This window comes from Variovorax defluvii (assembly GCF_039541515.1).
GTDB lineage: Bacteria > Pseudomonadota > Gammaproteobacteria > Burkholderiales > Burkholderiaceae_C > Variovorax > Variovorax defluvii.
Genome location: NZ_BAABGJ010000013.1, coordinates 76,067 through 92,458, shown reverse-complemented (window position 1 = coordinate 92,458; position 16,392 = coordinate 76,067). Strand labels below are relative to the sequence as shown.

At 65.8% G+C, this 16,392-nt stretch carries 17 protein-coding genes; 10 read left to right on the top strand and 7 right to left on the bottom strand.

Features of this window, described 5'->3' with window-relative positions; translation table 11 throughout:
• The coding region (locus ABEA07_RS08895) for an electron transfer flavoprotein subunit alpha/FixB family protein (RefSeq protein WP_345537273.1) at positions 1-290 on the top strand (290 nt) is incomplete at its 5' end.
• Here ABEA07_RS08895 and ABEA07_RS08890 read toward each other — a convergent pair.
• Positions 287-715 (bottom strand): VOC family protein, encoded by a 429-nt coding sequence (locus ABEA07_RS08890; protein WP_345537271.1) that lies wholly within the window; start codon positions 713-715, stop codon positions 287-289. The genes ABEA07_RS08895 and ABEA07_RS08890 overlap by 4 nt on opposite strands.
• Before the next feature lie 467 nt (positions 716-1,182).
• On the opposite strand from ABEA07_RS08890, the gene ABEA07_RS08885 reads away from it, so the two are divergent.
• Together ABEA07_RS08885 and ABEA07_RS08880 are read left to right on the top strand one after the other, a co-directional pair.
• The gene (locus tag ABEA07_RS08885; RefSeq protein WP_345537270.1) at positions 1,183-1,389 is read left to right on the top strand and encodes a hypothetical protein; all 207 of its coding nucleotides are present in this window, start codon (positions 1,183-1,185) and stop codon (positions 1,387-1,389) included.
• Positions 1,390-1,411: 22 nt separating this feature from the next.
• Positions 1,412-2,092, top strand: a complete 681-nt coding sequence (locus tag ABEA07_RS08880) for an NUDIX hydrolase (RefSeq protein ID WP_345537268.1) — start codon at positions 1,412-1,414, stop codon at positions 2,090-2,092.
• 28 nt (positions 2,093-2,120) lie between these two features.
• On the opposite strand, the gene ABEA07_RS08875 is transcribed toward ABEA07_RS08880, so the two are convergent.
• Together ABEA07_RS08875 and ABEA07_RS08870 are read right to left on the bottom strand one after the other, a co-directional pair.
• A complete protein-coding gene (locus ABEA07_RS08875; RefSeq protein WP_345537266.1) occupies positions 2,121-3,104 on the bottom strand; it encodes a Bug family tripartite tricarboxylate transporter substrate binding protein in 984 nt (327 codons plus the stop codon).
• Positions 3,105-3,125: 21 nt separating this feature from the next.
• Positions 3,126-3,596: a DUF3237 domain-containing protein gene (locus ABEA07_RS08870; protein WP_345537265.1), complete on the bottom strand. Its 471-nt coding sequence runs from the start codon at positions 3,594-3,596 to the stop codon at positions 3,126-3,128.
• Between the two features lie 71 nt (positions 3,597-3,667).
• Here ABEA07_RS08870 and ABEA07_RS08865 point away from each other — a divergent pair, with 71 nt between their 5' ends.
• Positions 3,668-4,441: a helix-turn-helix transcriptional regulator gene (locus ABEA07_RS08865; RefSeq protein WP_345537263.1), complete on the top strand. Its 774-nt coding sequence runs from the start codon at positions 3,668-3,670 to the stop codon at positions 4,439-4,441.
• A 15-nt stretch (positions 4,442-4,456) separates the two neighbouring features.
• Here ABEA07_RS08865 and ABEA07_RS08860 read toward each other — a convergent pair whose 3' ends face one another.
• Positions 4,457-5,407 carry a LysR family transcriptional regulator gene (locus ABEA07_RS08860; protein ID WP_345537262.1) on the bottom strand — a complete coding sequence of 317 codons (951 nt, stop codon included), beginning with the start codon at positions 5,405-5,407 and terminating at the stop codon, positions 4,457-4,459.
• A 117-nt stretch (positions 5,408-5,524) separates the two neighbouring features.
• Here ABEA07_RS08860 and ABEA07_RS08855 point away from each other — a divergent pair, with 117 nt between their 5' ends.
• From ABEA07_RS08855 to ABEA07_RS08840, 4 genes are all read left to right on the top strand, one after another.
• Complete coding sequence (locus ABEA07_RS08855; RefSeq protein WP_345537261.1) at positions 5,525-7,090, top strand: AMP-binding protein; 1,566 nt, start codon at positions 5,525-5,527, stop codon at positions 7,088-7,090.
• Between the two features lie 17 nt (positions 7,091-7,107).
• Positions 7,108-8,331, top strand: coding sequence for an acyl-CoA dehydrogenase family protein (locus tag ABEA07_RS08850; RefSeq protein ID WP_345537259.1), 1,224 nt, complete (start codon positions 7,108-7,110; stop codon positions 8,329-8,331).
• Between the two features lie 54 nt (positions 8,332-8,385).
• On the top strand, positions 8,386-9,360 hold the full coding sequence (locus ABEA07_RS08845) for a Bug family tripartite tricarboxylate transporter substrate binding protein (RefSeq protein WP_345537257.1): 975 nt from the start codon (positions 8,386-8,388) through the stop codon (positions 9,358-9,360).
• Positions 9,361-9,657: 297 nt separating this feature from the next.
• Positions 9,658-10,332, top strand: a complete 675-nt coding sequence (locus ABEA07_RS08840; protein ID WP_345537256.1) for a dihydrofolate reductase family protein — start codon at positions 9,658-9,660, stop codon at positions 10,330-10,332.
• A gap of 32 nt (positions 10,333-10,364) precedes the next feature.
• Here ABEA07_RS08840 and ABEA07_RS08835 read toward each other — a convergent pair whose 3' ends face one another.
• A complete protein-coding gene (locus tag ABEA07_RS08835; protein ID WP_345537255.1) occupies positions 10,365-10,568 on the bottom strand; it encodes a hypothetical protein in 204 nt (67 codons plus the stop codon).
• 70 nt (positions 10,569-10,638) lie between these two features.
• Here ABEA07_RS08835 and ABEA07_RS08830 point away from each other — a divergent pair, with 70 nt between their 5' ends.
• Both ABEA07_RS08830 and ABEA07_RS08825 read left to right on the top strand, forming a co-directional pair.
• Positions 10,639-10,896 (top strand): helix-turn-helix domain-containing protein, encoded by a 258-nt coding sequence (locus ABEA07_RS08830; RefSeq protein WP_345537254.1) that lies wholly within the window; start codon positions 10,639-10,641, stop codon positions 10,894-10,896.
• Entirely contained in the window at positions 10,886-12,016 is a 1,131-nt protein-coding gene (locus ABEA07_RS08825) for a hypothetical protein (protein ID WP_345537252.1), read from the top strand. Before ABEA07_RS08830 ends, ABEA07_RS08825 begins: the two co-directional genes overlap by 11 nt.
• Positions 12,017-12,337: 321 nt before the next feature.
• On the opposite strand, the gene ABEA07_RS08820 is transcribed toward ABEA07_RS08825, so the two are convergent.
• Both ABEA07_RS08820 and ABEA07_RS08815 read right to left on the bottom strand, forming a co-directional pair.
• Positions 12,338-15,445, bottom strand: a complete 3,108-nt coding sequence (locus ABEA07_RS08820; RefSeq protein WP_345537251.1) for a DEAD/DEAH box helicase — start codon at positions 15,443-15,445, stop codon at positions 12,338-12,340.
• A 46-nt stretch (positions 15,446-15,491) separates the two neighbouring features.
• The gene (locus tag ABEA07_RS08815) at positions 15,492-16,322 is read right to left on the bottom strand and encodes a Hachiman antiphage defense system protein HamA (RefSeq protein WP_345537250.1); all 831 of its coding nucleotides are present in this window, start codon (positions 16,320-16,322) and stop codon (positions 15,492-15,494) included.
• Positions 16,323-16,392 lie beyond the last annotated feature (70 nt).

Genomic DNA, 16,392 nt, shown 5'->3' with positions numbered 1-16,392 from the left:
CCGACAAGCTCAACGCGGGCCTGGGTGCATCGCGTGCGGCCGTCGATGCGGGCTACGCCCCCAACGACTGGCAGGTGGGCCAGACCGGCAAGATCGTCGCCCCGCAGCTGTACATCGCCGCGGGCATCTCCGGCGCGATCCAGCATCTGGCCGGCATGAAGGACTCCAAGGTGATCGTGGCGATCAACAAGGACCCGGAGGCGCCGATCTTCTCGGTCGCCGACTACGGCCTGGAGGCCGATCTGTTCACGGCGGTGCCGGAGCTCGTCGAGGCGCTGGGCTCGCGCTAGAACGTGACCTTCACCGACGGCGCGCTGCGCTGCGCCTCGCCATGGAACACGGCTTCGATGTTGTTGCCGTCCGGGTCCAGCACGAAACAGGCGTAGTAGCCCGGGTGATAGGGCCGCTCGCCCGGCGCGCCGTTGTCGGTGCCGCCATGCGCGAGGGCGGCCTTGTGGAAGGCATCGACCATCGCCTTGTCCCGGGCCTGGAAGGCCAGGTGGTGCCGCCCCGTCAGCTGGCCCTGCGCGGCTTCGCTGTCGGCGGTCGACACGAACAGCTCGTCGGCCCAGAAATAGCCATCGCCGGTGCCGCCCATCGGGATCTCCAGCACCTCGAAGGCGGCCGTGTAGAAGGCTTGGCTCGCGGCGAGATCGCGAACGACCAGCTGGATGTGATCGATCAGGCGACCGCGGTGCAGCTCTTGGGTTTCCATGCATGCGCTCCTATGAAGAGAGAGGACACAGAACGCCGACAATGCCGACGAATGACACGGCGGACATGGCGGCGAAACGGCACGCCAGTGTGCACGAGACGCCACCCGGGTGTGAGCAGGTGTGCATGGAGCCATCTGACCGCCGTGCCGGACACATCGACCACACCCATGAACATCACCCTGCGCCAGCTTCGCTACTTCGTCGCCTCGTACACGCAGTACGACCGCGCGGTGACGCAGCGCGCCGTCGAGTGACTGGGCGAGGCCGCCCGGCGCGCCGAACAGGGCTTCGTGCTCTACGTCGGGCTGGTCGCGCCGCATTTCCCCCCGTGGTGCCCGAGGCCTTCTACAACCGCTACCCCCTGGACAGCCTGCCCGAGCCCAAGCTGCATCCCGGGACCGGCTACCAGCGGCGGAACGCGAGCTGATGCGGCGCCTGAAGCAGGCCCTGGACCCGCACCAGCAAGATGATCGTGCCCTATGCCGCCGGCGGCGGCATCGATGCCGTCGCACGCCTGATGGCCCAGGGCCTCGGCGATGAACTGAAGCAGAGCTTCGTCGTGGACAACCGCGCCGGCGCCGGCGGCCGAGGCCGCCTCGAAGGCGGCGCCCGATGGCTACACCGTCCCCTTCGCTGGGTTATCAATTCGAGTAACAGGCGCAGACGGTCCTGAGCCATGACGCCAGAATCATCCAATGCCGCAACCCGACTCACCCTTGCAAGCCGACGACGCCCTGCGAACCCGCATCGCCGGCAGCCTTCGCGGCTTCGAACGCCAAACACTCGACCCGCCCGGCGCCAGGCGTGCCGCCGTCGCGCTCGCCATCATCGAGGAAGGCTTCGGTGCCGCGTTGCCCGGCCTGCGCGCGCCCACGATGTGGAGCACCGAGGCCGCCGTGCTCCTCACCCGCCGCGCGATGGGCCTGCGCAAGCACCCGAACCAATGGGCCCTGCCCGGCGGCAGCATCGACGGCGACGAGTCGCCGGAGCAGGCCGCGCTGCGCGAGATGCACGAGGAAGTCGGCCTGCGCCTCGACGCGCACGCCGTGCTCGGCCGCCTCGATGATTTCGTCACCCGCTCCGGCTTCGCCATCACGCCCGTGGTCGTCTGGGCCGGCTCCGCGCGCTCGCTGGTGCCGAGCGAGGCCGAGGTGGCCAGCATCCACCGCATCCCCGTCAGCGAATTCATGCGCGACGATGCGCCGCTGCTCGACCCCATCGAGGACAGCGTGCACCCCGTGCTGCGCATGCCCGTGGGCGACGGCTGGATCGCCGCGCCGACAGCGGCCTTTCTCTACCAGTTCAGGGAGCTGTGCATCGCGGGGCGCGCGACGCGCGTGGCGCACTACGAGCAACCGCTCTTCGCTCGCCGCTAGCGAGCGCGCCTCAGGAGCGGCGAGCGCTTCAGTCCGCCTTGAACCCCGTCGCCGCCACCGCCTTGCCCCAGCTCGCCGTGTCGGCCGCGATGATGCGCGCGAACTCCGCGCCGGTCGTGCCGGTCACGCGAAAGCCGGCGTCCTCGATCTTCTGACGGCCGTCCGCCGAGCCCACCGCACGCTGGATGTCCGCCTGCAGCTTCGCCACGATCTCGGGCGGCGTCTTCGCCGGCGCGACGACGCCGAACCACGAGCTGAATTCCAGCGTCGGATACCCCTGCTCCTTGATCGTCGGCACATCGGGCAGCGACGGGCTTCGGGTGGCGCCGGTGGAGCCCAGCGCCGCCAGCTTGCCCGACTTCACGTTCGGCGCCGCCAGCCCCACGCTGGCGAACACGCCCTGCACGTCGCCGCTGAACAAGCCACCCAGCGCATCGGCCGTGGTCTTGTAGTGCACCGGCTCGGGCTTCTGCTTCACCGCCTCGCCGAACATGTAGGCGCCGAAGTGCCCCGGCGTGCCCGCGCCGAAGGTCGCGAGGAACAGGCCTTTCTGCTGCTGCGTCCAGGCCACGAACTCCTTCACGTTCTTCGCCGGCACCTTCTGCGGATTGACCAGCAGCACGAAGTCCGAGCTCACCACCTGGCTCACCGGCACGAAGTCCTTCTGCGGGTCGTAGGGCAGCCTGTTGTAGCTGCTCGGCGCGATGCTCAGCTGCCCCGTCTCGCCCAGCATCAGCGTGTAGCCGTCGGGCTGCGCGCGCGCCGCCTCGCCGGCCGCGATCAGGCCGCCGGCGCCGGGCTTGTTGTCCACCACCACGCCCTGGCCGCCCCAGCCTTCCGACAGTTTCTGCGCCAGCAGGCGCGCCACGATGTCGGGCCCGGTGCCCGCCGGAAAGCCCACGATCAGGCGCACCGGGCGCGAGGGATAGGCAGCGCCCTGCGCCTGCGCGAGCGGCGCCAGCGCGGCGCCGATGGCCAGGACCAGGAGGCCGCGGCGAATGCTTCGGTTCATCGATGTCTCCGGAACAAAAAATCAACCCAGCGCGAAGAAGCGCATCACCACCTGCGACGGATGGCGCACGCCCACGCCCACGAACACACGCTCGTGGATCCATTGCAGCGCCGGCGCCGCGGCCTCGAAGCGCGGCACGCAGCGGAAGTAGATGCGGGCCGGGTCCACCGGCTCGCCCCGCAGCAGCGCCGCCATCGTCTCGGCCGAGGCCGCACGTACCGCGTGGTTGCGCACGTAGATCCGCTCGCCGGCTTCGGTCTCCAGCCCGTAGCGGGCATCGAGGATCGACAGCGTGTCGCTCGCGATGAGCTGGAAGTCGCTGCCCCCCGGCAGCACCCGGGCGCGCCAGCCCTGGCCCTGCGCGCTGCCGCCGTGGATCGGCACCACGCGCCGCAGCCCGGCCGGCCCCTGGCCCAGCACCTCGGGTGTGCCCACGTCCACCTGCAGGTCGGCGAAGTGTTCGAGCGTCGGTGCGGCAAGCGGATCGGTCATGCGGCTAGCGTAAGTCCGGTGGCGGCGCGGCCCTGTCATCCCGGAAGATGACGGGACAACCCTCACCCCCGATGCGCACCTGGACCCCCGACCCCGCCCCCGCCGGCAGCGACGCGCTGGCGCAGGCCGTGTCGGCGCTGGGCGAGCCCTGCTTCGGCACGGCGCTGCTCGAAGGCCTGCGCGGCCTGCTGCCGCTCGGCTCCCTCTCGGCCTACCGCACCGGCACCGATCCCGCGATCTTCTTCAGCGCCAGCATCGGCGTGCCCGACACCACCCGCGACTGCTGGCGCGCCTACCTCGCCGGGCCCATTGCCCGCGACCGCACCCTGCGCGCCGAGCGCGAGCCGCCATCGGCCGGCGGCGCGCTGCGCCTGTGCCACATCACCGCGCGCGAGATCCCGCCCGAGCACCGCGCCACGGTCTACGAGGCGCACGGCATGGCCGAGCGCGTGTCGGTCGTGCACGAGGAGGCGGACCGTTCGCTCTTCGCGCTCAACTTCTATCGCCACCAGCACCAGCGCGCGCTCAGCGACGCGCAGATCGCCGAGTTCGGGCGCATCGGCAGCTTGCTCATGGCCCTGGCACGCAAGCACATCGTGCTGGCCCGGCCGGCCGTGCCGGACGATCGCGCCGAGCGCCTGCGGCGGCTGCAGCCGGCGCTCACCACCCGCGAGGTCGACGTGTGCCTGCGCATCCTCCAGGGCATGTCGCAGGAAGGCATCGCCGCCGACCTGGGCATCGGCCTGCCCACGGTCAAGACCTACCGCAACCGGGCCTTCACGCGGCTGGGCATCCACTTCCGCAGCGAGCTCTTCGCCTTGATGATGCCGGCCTGCGCTCCGTAGAGGCGGCCGCCTCCCTCAGTGCTTCGCCGCCCGGCGCGAAGCCGGGCGTTTCGCCGCCGCCGTGCCGGCGCGCGCCGTCTCCTCCAGCAGCTCCAGGAACCGATGCGCCAGCGGCGGCAGCGGCACGCCCTTGCGCGTCAGCGCGCCGATGGTGCGGGTGAAGCGCGCATCCGCCATCGGCAGCGGCGCCAGGCCTTCACCCAGGGGCGTGTCCAGCTGCGCCTCGCTCATGATCGACACCAGGTCGCTCTGCGCGATCAGGCGGTTGAGCTGCCCGCCGGCCGTGTTGCTCACCTCCACCGTCACCCGCGGCGGCGGCAGGCCCGCCTCGGCCAGGCGCCCTTCCACGCTGCGGCGCGCGGCCACCGCCGGGCCGGGCAGGATCCACTGCGCATCCGCCAGGTCCGCGAGGCGCAGGCGCCGCCTTGCCAGCAGCGGATGGTGCTCGCGCACCACCAGGCACAGCGCGTCGTCCATCAGCGGCAGCGCGTGCAGGTCCGGCGGCACCACGCCGGGCAGCGCGTTGATCGACACATCGATGTCCCCCAGCCGCAGCGCCGCCACCAGCGCATCGTTCAGGTTGAGCATCAGCCGCAGCCGCGCCGCCGGCCGCTGCCGGTGCAGCGCCACCGTCGCCGGCACGAACAGCCGCTGCGCGTACAGCGGCGACACGCCGACCCGCAGCAGGCCCAGCTCGCCCAGGTGCATGTCGGCCGCCTCCTTGATCGCGTCGCCCAGGCTCGCGCGCAGCGCCTGCGTTCGCTCGCGGAACTGCACCGCCACCGCGGTGAGCTGCATGCCGCGGCTGCTGCGCTCGAAGAGCGGAAATCCCAGCTCTTTCTCCAGCCGCTGAAGTCCCTGCGTGATGGCCGGCTGCGACACGTTCAGCGCCGCCGCGGCCGCGCGCACCTTGCCGTGGTGCGCCACCGCCAGGAAGTAATCGATGTCGTCGAGCCGCACGCCCATGGAATGCCTCCGTCCGCCCTGTTTGGGCGATCACGCCAGCTTATCAAGACCGGCCGCTCGCTTATCCAAGGCCGCCCCCTGCCTTCCTAGACTGCGAGCCATACGGAGACACACCCCATGAACCTCGGCATGTACACCGCGCGCAGCGCGCGCTTCTGGGCGGACCGGCCCGCCATCCTCTTTCGCGACGGCGCGCTGAGCTATGCGCAGCTCGAGCAGCGATCCAACCGCCTCGCGCATGCGCTGCTTGCCCTGGGCCTGCAGCGGGGCGACCGCGTCGCCGTCGTCTCGCCCAACCGGCCGGAGATCGTCGAACTCGAATGCGCGCTCTACAAGGCCGGCCTGGTCAAGGTCGCGCTCAACGCCCGCCTGGCCCCGACGGAGCTGGCCGATGCGCTCGCCAACGCCGAACCGGCCGCCTGCCTCGCGGGCCCCGAGCACCGCGCCATGGTCGAGGAGGCCGCGGCGCCCGTGGCCAGCCTGAAGCACCGCATCGCCTTCGCCCCCGCGCCGGACGAAGGCGGCTGGCTGGACTACGAAGCCCTGCTCGCCCAGGCCAGCGACGAACACATCCACGCCGACATGCGCGAAGACGAGCTGGCCGTGCTGCACTACACCTCCGGCTCCACCGGCAAGCTCAAGGCGGCCATGCAGACCGTCGGCAACCGCATGGCCTCGCTGCGCAAGATCGTCATGGGCCGCATGCATGCCCAGCGCAAGGACGTGCTGATGCTCTGCGGCCCCATCACCCACGCCAGCGGCATGTTCATCCAGCCCATGCTCTACCAGGGCGTGACCGTGCTGCTGATGGAACGCTTCCAGCCCGCCGAGATCCTCGAAGCCATCGAGAAACACAAGGTGACCATGTGCTTCTTCGTCCCTGCGATGATCAACGCCCTGCTGGCCGAGCCCAGCATCCGCACCCGCGACCTGAGCAGCCTGCGCCTGGTCTCCTACGGCGCCGCGCCCATGTCCCCCGCGCGCATCCGCGAGGCCTGGGCCGCCTTCGGCCCCGTGCTGGCCCAGGGCTATGGCGCCGGCGAGACCACCGGCGGCGTCATCGCCCTCAGCACGGAAGACCATGCGCTCGCCATCGAAGGCGGCCGCCCCGAGCTGCTCTCGGCCTGCGGCCGCCCGTCCTGCGAATCCGACATCCAGGTGCTCGACGGCCAGGGCCGCCCCGTGCAGGGCGACGAGATCGGCGAGATCTGCGTGCGCGGCCCCGACGTCTTCGCCGGCTTCTGGCGCGCCCCCGAACCCACCCGCGAGGCCCTCGGCGACGATGGCTGGCTCCACACCGGCGACCTGGCCCGCGTCGATCGCGAGGGCTACATCCACATCGTCGACCGCAAGAAGGAAATGCTGGTCTCCGGCGGCTTCAACGTCTACCCCACCGAGGTCGAGGCCGTGCTCGCGCAGCACGAATCGGTGTACGAGGTCTGCGTCATCGGCGTGCCCGACGACCACTGGGGCGAATCGGTCAAGGCCATCGTCGTGCTGCGCGACGGCGCCCGCGCCGAGGCCGGCGAGCTGATGGACTTCTGCCGCGGCCGCCTGGCCGACTTCAAGCGCCCGCGCTCGGTCGACTTCACCGACCACCTGCCCAAGAACGCCAACGGCAAGCTCTCGCGCAAGGACGTGCGCGAGCCCTACTGGCGCGGCCGCGAGCGGCGCGTCAACTGAAACAGAGAGACCGCGCCATGGACGCCACCACCACCCCCACCGCCGCCGCGCCGCGAGCCGCCGGCATGCCGCCCTTCGAAGGCAGCGATGCCGCGCGCGAATTCATCGCCCGCGTCGAAGCCTTCATCCGCGACGAGCTGCACCCCCTGGTTGCCGAGCACGGCATCACCTACGAATCCGGCGCGCCGCGCGCCCTGCTCGAAGAGGTCTGGCAACGCTCCCGCGAGCACGGCTTCTACGGCATCACCCTGCCCAGGCAGCTCGGCGGCGCCGGCTTCAGCGTGCACGACCACTGCCTCATCAAGGAAGCCATCTACGCCACCGGCTCGCCCTTGGCCGCCCACGTGCTCGGCGAACTCTCGGGCCCGCCCCGCGTCGGCGCCCTCGCGAAGCAGGCCACCCCCGACCAGATGGCCCGCTTCATCCTCCCCGTGGCCCGCGCCGAAAAAGCCATCTGCTTCGCCATCACCGAGCCCGAGGCCGGCTCCGACGCCGGCGCCGTGCAGACCCGCGCCGTGCGCGTGGGCGACGAGTACGTGCTCAACGGCACCAAGCGCTTCATCTCCGGCTCGCCCTTCTGCGACATGGCGGTCGTCATCGCCTCCACCAGCGACGACCCCGCGCGCCGCGAGACCACCGCTTTCTTCGTCGAGCGCGACCGCGAAGGCTTCGAGGTGCAGAGCGGCTACAAGACGCTGGCCGGCCAGTCGAGCACCGGCAACATCGTGCTCACCGACTGCCGCATCCCCGTGGCCAACCTCATCGGCGAACAGGGCAAAGGCCTGGCACTCGCCCTCGGCCGCATCACCGTCAACCGCCTGCTGCACTGCCCCGCCATGCTCGGCCATGCGCGCGTCGCGCTGACCGACGCCATCGCCCATGCCACGCGGCGGCGCCAGTTCGGCCAGCCCATCGGCGCCTTCCAGGCCGTGCAGCACCTGCTGGCCGACATGGCCACCGAACTCGCCGCCGCCCGCGCGCTGATGCTCAGCGTGGCCCGCACCCTCGATGCCGGCGGCGAGGCGCGTGCCGATGCCTCCATGGCCAAGCTCTTCTGCAGCGAGGCCGCCTTCCGCATCGCCGACCGCGCCGTGCAGGTGCTGGGCGGCGAAGGCATCGTCCAGGGCAGCCGCGTCGAATTCATGTTCCGCCTGCTGCGCATGTACCGCGTCCTCACCGGCACCAGCGAGATCCAGCGCAACACCATCGCCCGCGAACTGCTGGGCGAGAGCGTCCGCTGAAACGAGCAACGCAGTCCCCCGAACTTCGCTACAACATTCACTGGAGACAAAGCCATGAACACCATCCGCCGCGCCATCCTCCTCGCCGCCGCCGGCACGCTCTGCGCAGCCGCCGGCGCCCAGGCGCAGCAGCCCTACCCCAGCCGCCCCATCAAGTGGATCGTGCCCTACCTCGCCGGCACCGCGCCCGACACCACCGTGCGCATCACCGGCGACGCCCTCTCCAAGATCCTCGGCCAGCCGGTCGTCGTCGAGAACCGCGGCGGCGTCGCCGGCAACCTCGGCGCGCAGCTCGCCGCCAAGGCGCCGGCCGACGGCTACACCTGGGTCTACAGCGGCTCGCCCATGGCCACCAACATGCGCATGTACCGCAACCCCGGCTTCGACGTGATGAAGGACTTCGTGCACGTCGGCGGCATCACGCAGTCCGACTCCGTCATCGTCGTCAACCCCGACTCGGGCATCGCCAACGTCACGCAGCTGGTCGAGCGCCTGCGCGCCAACCCCGGCAAGCTGGCCTATGCCTCCGGCGGCGTCGGCACGCCCTCGCACCTGGGCGCGGAGCTGCTGCTCTCCGCCACCAAGACCCAGGCCCTGCACGTTCCTTACAAGGGCGCGTCGGAGTCCACCAATGCCGTGGCCGGCAAGCAGGTCGACTTTGCCCTGGCCCTCGTCGGCCCCGCGTTGCCGCACATCCAGGGAGGCAAGCTCAAGCCCCTGGCCGTGCTCTCGCCCAAGCGCAATGCGCGCCTCGACCAGGTGCCCACCCTCGCCGAGGCCGGCGTGCCGGGCGTCGAGGTCGTCTCCTTCGGCGGCCTGGCCGTGCCCAAGGGCACACCGGCGCCGATCGTGAAGAAGGTGCAGGAGGCCCTGGCCCAGGCGCTGGCCATGCCCGACGTGCGCAGCAAACTCGAAGCCTCCGGCGCGACCGTGCAGGCCAGCAGCTCGGAGGAGTTTTCGCGGAGCCTGAAGGCGGAGATCGGGTTGACGGAGAAGCTGATGAGGGCGGCGAGCATCGAGGCGCAGTAGATATTTCCTGAACTCGGCATATTTACTGCGCAGTAAATATGGGGGATATGCGAAATATCGGCAGCGCTGCGCGACCCCAGAGCTGCGGCCGATCCTGCACCCCCGGCAGCCGGGTGCCGCCAAGGTCGAGGCGTCGCGTTGAACGGCGCGAGGATGCGCTGGAGCGCCTGGCCCAGGTGAGAGGCTGACTCGCCCGGCGTCATTTTTTTGCAGGGATGGTGTCGAACCCGGCTTGGCCCGTTCGACGTAGGGATGGGACGGTCTTCGTCCATGCCTCTCTGAACCCAAGGAGTCCCTATGAGAAAGCTCATCGCATCCACCATGCTCTCCCTCGACGGCATCCTCCAGGCCCCGGGCGGCCCCGAGGAAGATCCCACCGGCGGCTTCGCCTTTGGCGGCTGGACGTTTCCCTACTGGGACGAGGCCGCGAGCCAGGACATGAACGGGCTGGACGGCAAGGACCGCGAACTCCTGCTCGGGCGCAGGACGTACGAGATCTTCGAGGCGTACTGGCCGTATCAGCCGGACGACAACCCGATCGCGAAGACCTTCAATGCGACGCGCAAGCATGTGGCTTCGCGCACGCTGAAGCAGGGTGAACTGCAGTGGCACAACTCGGCGCTGCTGGAAGGCGATGTGGCCGAGGCGGTCGCGGCGCTGAAGGCGCAGCCGGGGCAGGATCTGCAGATCATCGGCAGCGGCAACCTGATTCAGACGCTGCAGGCTGCGTCGCTGATCGATGAATACAACGTGTGGACCTTTCCCGTGGTGCTGGGGCGCGGCAAGCGGCAGTTCGAAGCGGGAGCGAAGCCGGGGGCGATGCGGCTGGTGGCCTCGCGGACCTCGGCGACGGGCGTGGTGATGAGTACCTATGTGCCGGCGGGCGAGGTGCCGCTGGGGTCGTTCGCGCAGGAGGTGCCGAGTGCGAAGGAAGTGGAAAGGCGGGCGAAGCTGGCGCGGGAGGCGGGGTGAGGCTGGCGGCGATGGGCGGTCGCCGAGGCGGGTCAGGGTGATCGCTTGCGGGCCAGATGGGCACGGTAGGCGAGCCAGCCGGAGGGGGTGAACTCGGTCACCACGACGCCGGGGAGCGGCATGCCGCCGGTGGGGGAGGGGACGAGCTGCATGAAGGCGTTGGCCTGGCCCGTGTGAACTAGTTTGCAGATGGCTTCGATGTCATCGTTCTGTGTGAGTATGAGTGGAAGCAGCACGCGGCACAGTATGCCTCAACCAAACTCATAGTGTGTGTACTCATAGTGTGAGTACAGGGAGACTCGCGCGGTGCCGAAACCGCGCTCCAAGCCTCCGTCCAAGGAAAAGACTCAGATCGCCTTTGGCGCGGCGGTGCGCGCTCGCCGCGAGGCTTTGGAGATGACGCAGGAGAGGCTTGCCGAACTTGCCGAGTTGCACACGAACTACGTGAGTTCGGTTGAGAGAGGTGAGCGGAACATCGGCCTTCACAACGTGGCGCGTCTGGCCTATGCGCTGGACCTGCCGGTGTCTGAGTTAGCGAGTTGCTTGGATCCTCGTGCGCACTGACATCGATCAACAGGCGCCATTGCCGGTGAGCCGGCCTGCCAAGGCGGCGGCGGCGGCGACACGCTGGCTGAGCTATCTGACCGTCAATCCGATCTCGGCGCTTGCTGCGTTTGCCCTGACGTCAGGCGGCTTGCTCGTTCTGTTCTTCTTCCTCCGCATCGGCTTCATGCCGGATGTCGACTTGGCGACGTCAACTGCGCTCCTGTTTGCTGTTGCGTTGGTGGGGCTGGGCACGGTCATCGTCTACATGCTGGTCGCAGTGTTGCCAGGGGTGGTCACGGCATATGCGCTCAACGAGTACAAGATTCCGCCAAGCCCCTGGACGCTCGCGAGCGTGATTGGAAGTGGGGTGCTGATGACTTTGATCAGCATGGCCGATGCCTGGTTGAACAAGGCACGCCTGCTGCTTTCTGGGTCTTGGCTCGGCTGGCTGTTTGCGGTTCTTGCGGTGGTCTTTGTCATGGGCCGTGTATGGCGCCTGCGTTGGCAACAGCGCCGAGCCACAGAGCCGCCGGGCCAGGGCGCAGAAAGCAGCTATTGGGAGCTTGTGTTCTTTCTAGGCTTCAGTGCGCTCGTGTGGCTGGGTGGCCTGATCACGGCCCTTCAACTCGCGATTCATCTTGCACGCGAGAGTAGCCATTCCCCCTGGATGGCTGGGCTGTTGATACTGGGATGGTTGGCGCTGCTGGTCGCTGCGAACCTGACCACTGTCCGGCTCCCGCCGCGTACGGCTCTGATCTTCGCGCCCTTTATGGGCGTTCTTGTCTTCGCGGTGCTTGTGTTGCTTTCCGAAGGGGTTGATGGGATCTCCACGCATGCCCTGCGTCGTCTCGGGCTTGCCGAGGTCGAGCATGTCGATCTCGTTGTTCGTTCGGATGTCTGCAAGTCGCTGAGCCTCACTTCTTCTACTGCCCTTCGTTGCGCTGGCCCAGCGGGCGAATCGGGCATCCTTCGGAATGTTGTCGTGCGTTCTCGCATTGGCACGCAGCTCGTGGTCGAGCCAATGATAAGAAAGGACGTGAGTGCGCCCTTTGAACCAGGCGCTCAGACCTCTCGTGCCGCGCGGCTCATCTTGAAGAAGGAAGATGTGCTGATGTGGGCGAGGCGCGAGGGGTTCTGACTTGGCTAAAGGTTGTGAATCCGTCTTCCGCGTCGCAGCGGGAGCGGTCCTCGCGGTCGATACACGTGAATGACTGCGAACTGCGGCTATGCGGTCATTCCCCGCCGCTCCACTTGTCGTCGGTGGTCAACGTCGAGTAGGTACCCCGTCCTTTGAGATCTGCGAACGCAGACCTCGGGCGCGACTGCCCTCAACGAACGGCAGGTGATGGGCTTGACAACTTCAGCACCGCGACCATGCCGTCCAAGCATGCGACGCTGCCGTGACATGAGAAGCCGGGAGCCCGCAGATGAATCGCCTGGTTCTCGATGCCCTCAAGCCCTACTGTGCTGCTTCTACCGATTCAAGAATCGAGCGATAAACATCCGAGAAGTACGCCGGATAGGCAGATAGAACTTGATCAACCTTCTCGCGCTCGCGAACCACTTGCCTACGGGCTTGACCGGTGAAGTCCACGGACTCGGTAAGGCATTTCAACAACGCCTGCGCCAGCATTCGCTCCGAGAATCCAATCTCGAAAAGTGCTATGGCAGCGGCGGTTGGAAGACCATACTTGAGCCGCTTCTGCAATCTGTCGAGGAACGCCGCAAGACCAGTTCGTACGTTCTCAGAGAGGTTCATCTGTTGGACCGCGGTGGAAGTCGCTGCGAGGAGTAGCCCAAATTCATATCCGAGGGTTTTTTCGCAAAGGTCGACGACCATATCGATGGTGAACTTCCGCCGTTTCTCTCCGTATGGAAAGCTTGCCTTCGAAAGAAATTTTAGTAATTCATGGTACGGCTTGCCCGCCAGCCACCCTTTTGCGACTTCCTGGATGGATTGTGGAGGCTGTGTGTCATGCAAGCGCTTTTCTCGGGTGAGTTCTACCAGCAATGGCCAAAGAAGCTCAAAGATGTCCTCATCAGATTCCATGAGCTCTAGTTCGAACCGCTTCTCTTCAAGCCATTCGTCAATTCTTCGGGCTTTTGAGAGGCCAAGGAGGGTCCTTCCATACCGTGCCTGAACCGCTACGTCTGGGACCTGCGCTTCAATCTTCTTTGCAACTAGGTCAAAAAGGTCAACCAGCGCGATTCGCTCTTCCTCGGTCGCGAGAGAGTAGGCAAAGGTGTCTTCCGCCAAGGCATGGGCAGTCGCGTAGAAGGCGGCCGAATCATCACTTGCTCGATACGCCATCAGGAAGCTCTCGACTGCCGCAAGGACGTCCTCCTTGCGCTCGAGCTGGGCATGCAGTGACTTTGCTGAAAATCCCCCTTCGCGAAGCTCATCTGACAGCGTAGTGAATGTAGCCTTCAACGCATCAGCATCGCTTGCCAACTTCTTCACTACATCGAATCGCGACTCAATGGCAAGCTCCCGCTCTCCCCTATCACTCACCAAAGGCAAGAAGATTTCAAGCAACGAACTTCCTGTCGGTTCGGAGTTGTCAGGTTCCAGCAGATGGTTGACCTCCTTCCACTTCTTTGCTCCTAATCCTCGCTGTCGCTTGTCGAATAGATCTGGTCCGGTGAAAACTACCGTTCCTTCCCCGTGCATCCCCGCACGACCGGCACGTCCCATCAAGTTGTGAAAATCGCGTGCGCGAATCTCGTCTGCCCCTTGCCAAGTGCTAGTAATGAAAAGGTAGCGAATGGGAAGGTTGACACCCTGCGCGAGGGTTGACGTGCAAACGACCAAGCGTAGGAGATTGGCCCTCATGCCATATTCGATTGCCAACCTGATTCCATGAGGAGTGTTGCCATGATGGGCGAATATCCCCAGGGCAGCTGCCTTCGTAAGGTAGGAGTCACCACCGAAGTTCTCCTGGTACAGCGACCGCATCTTTAGAATTTCGTCGGACGCCGAGTACTCGGCCGGAGATGTCTGGACGGCCTCCCTTTCGAACACCTCTTCCACTGCCTCACGAACGAGCGCAGCAGCGGAACGCTTGGTGCCGCAGAAAATTGCGGCGGCACCGTTCGGGAGCACTCGCAGTGCGAGGTAAAGGGCAATCGAGCCACTCTTGCGAGTGGGAAATATGCGCTGCTTCGTTTCCCTGGGCCGGAGTGGAAGCACTTCAGAGGTCAGTACTCGCGGCACAAAGAAGTCTTGAGCCTCCGCACTTCGGCGGGTGAATTGCAACTGACCATGACCTTGCTCACTTCGCCAACTTGCAAATGCTATGAGTCTGTCGGTCTGGAGTTGAGAGTTCGTGACGACGTGCTCTGGATCCCCAAGGAGCCAGCTCGCGAGCGCGGCAGCGTTCCGAATTACCGCGGAAATCAGAACGGATTGAGACGCCTTGGGTAGAAGCCGTTTGATGGATGTAAGTAGCAGCTCGTACGCCACGCCGCGGCTTCCGGTGTCAAACTGATGCCCTTCGTCATAAACAATGAGGCCCACCTCTTCAATGAGAAGCGGATTCTGTCTAAGGACATACAGAAGCTTCTCCGGCGTGAGCACAACAACGCCCGGATTGGTATCGAGCGAACCTTGAACAAACGGGGATAGCTCATCCAAGTAGTCCGGAAGTAGCGCATCGCTCAACTGATTGACTTGAAACCCGTCGGGCACGAACGCATCGCGGAGTGACCCGGCGATTTCTTGACACAGCGCGCGGAATGGCGCGACGACAATGGCAAGCTGCGCGCGTTTGGCCAGAAACGTGGAACGAATGACAAGCTCCGTAGCGCGCGACTTGCCCGCGCTAGTCGGCATCTGTACGACCGCCGACCTGCCTGCGTAGAGCCCGGCCACACCAAGCATCTGCTGCGACGGCCACATCTCTTGAACAGCGGTCTTGCGCTGCAGGTAGGGGATCCATTGAGCGCGGTCCAGGCCGCTGTACTTGGGCAGCAAGCTCCATGCGGATCGCTCGACCCGGTGAAGCGCAACCGCACTCAGCAAATCGGAGAACAGGAGCTCATGCGGCGTACCGACCGAATAGGCCCAGTTCCGCATTGATTCGACATCTGATACCAGAGTGTCATTTGTCCCATCTCGAAAGTGCTCAGCTAGGGCAACAAGCAGCGACTTCGCGCGAGGATGGGAGTCAATGCCAGGCACGAGCTCACTCCAAGGCCTTCCTAGTGCCCATTGCAGAGCAACTGCCAGCGGATCGCTTGTATGGGAGAGATCCCCGAGTCCTTTCGCGACCACCACGGAGTCGCCGGGCCGGCCTGCCAAGTAGTGGCCCGCCGAACTCAGAAGGCGAACTACATTCTCGACGGAGGTGTTCATTCGCGCTTCTATGAATGCGTGAAGAGCCTTAGCGGCGAACTGCACGTCGTTCGGGTCAGTCGGCTCGGTCCCTGCATCCGCGCCAAGCGCTCCATCCACCTTCTCTGCAGCGTGGTCGCCTATGGTGCCGATTGCCAACGGAAACTGCTCTTCGAGGTTAAGGCCTTCAGGGAGTTCGATATGTTCCTCAATAGGAATCTGATATTCGTACATCTTCCCCTTGGACAATGTAATCGCGGCAGCGTGCCGAGCCTCGTGACTAGGCCTCATCGGCGGCCCTTTCGTATAGGGAATGAACGAACTTCATGAGAGTCGGCGCATGAATGACGACCAACATGATCCCTTGATGATTTGGGTGCTGCGAGCAGTCCGTCGCTTGAATCAGAGCCTCATCAAAGAGGCTTGAACAGAACGTTGCTGCAGCACCAGCATGCTCAATGTGTGGGCGCGCGAGGGGATCTTGGAATCTTGCGACGCGCTTTGCATCTACAAGTCGATCCAATTGGAGAAGGCGCCGCTTGGCGGCAATCAACGATTCGCTTTTTCGCAGGGCGTCCCTGACGGAGTCGTCGACCGCATCCTGCAGCCTAGCTTTCGGCAACTTGCCGCTCAGCTGTCCCTTCGCCTCGCAAACGATCAGGATGTCATTGGAACTCCACTCTCCATCGGCGTCGCTGACAAGTTTGAAGCCGAGGATGTCACTGCCCCTCGGCGATTCGTCTCGCACCATCTTGCCCGAATGCCGAGTCCGAGGTACCCAGTACCCGTATTGGGTTTCGAGCACATCGGAAACCAGTATCTCGACGAAGTCGCCGGAACGGACCGCGGGGCCAAGCCTGGTAGTTGCAGAAGGAAAAACGGACTCCAGGAGGAAGTCCCTTCTAGACTTGCCCGAGCCCTCCCTCAGATTGTCCAGTTCATCGTCTAGGCAGTACTGCGCGCGAAAGTGCTTCGCCCACACTTTGAGGGCGGCTTCGCTAGCCGAGTTCAACTGGAGCTCGAAGACATCGATGCATTTTCCATCAGTCGTCGAAATCGCCTTCGTGGACTTCTTAAGCAGAGTCAAATGCTGGTGCGTGCTGGACGTCATCCCCAAAAGTCCATATCTATTACCGTTTGCAACGAAACGTCTCGTTGCGATTCTAGAGACAAGTCCTCCG